The organism is Polaromonas sp. P4_H1, from assembly GCF_056400945.1.
Genome location: NZ_JBFUKG010000079.1, coordinates 1 through 635, shown reverse-complemented (window position 1 = coordinate 635; position 635 = coordinate 1). Strand labels below are relative to the sequence as shown.

Here is a 635-nt window from a genome sequence, read left to right as displayed (position 1 = left end):
GTATTAGCCTTCGAGTTCTTGCTGGAGCCCGCGGACGAAAGATGTCAGGCCGGTGCGGCGTTCGCGCTTCAGGCGCTCGGCCYTGAGAATCGACTGCACCTCGCTATAGGCCTCTTCCACATTGTGGTTGATGACAATGTAGTCGTATTCGGCCCAGTGGCTCATCTCGTGGCTGGCGCGGCTCATGCGCCCGCGGATCACTTCGTCCGAATCCTGCGCGCGGGTATGAAGTCGCTTTTCGAGATCGGCCGCCGAGGGCGGCAGGATGAAGACGCTGACGACGTCAGCCCGCGCCTTCTCACGCAGTTGCTGCGTACCCTGCCAGTCAATATCGAACAGCACGTCATTGCCGGCTGAGAGCGCGGCTTCCACCGGTGCACGTGGCGTGCCGTAGCGGTTGTCGAACACCGTGGCCCATTCGAGCAGTTCATTGCCCTTGGCCATTTTTTCGAAGCGCGGCTTGTCGACGAAGATGTAGTCCTTGCCGTCAACCTCGCCAGGCCGCATCGGGCGCGTCGTGGCCGAGACCGACAGTTGCAGCCCCGGCATCCGGTCGATCAGCAGCCGCGTCAGCGTCGTCTTGCCGGCACCGGATGGCGATGACAGCACGAACATCAGCCCGCGCCGTTCGACTC

1 protein-coding gene is annotated in these 635 nt (G+C 62.8%); it reads right to left on the bottom strand.

Annotated elements, in window-relative coordinates; genetic code table 11:
• Positions 1-3 precede the first annotated feature (3 nt).
• Positions 4-635 (bottom strand): guanylate kinase (gene gmk / locus AC1DS5_RS25185; protein ID WP_477720976.1); only part of this gene is annotated, 632 nt, incomplete at its 5' end.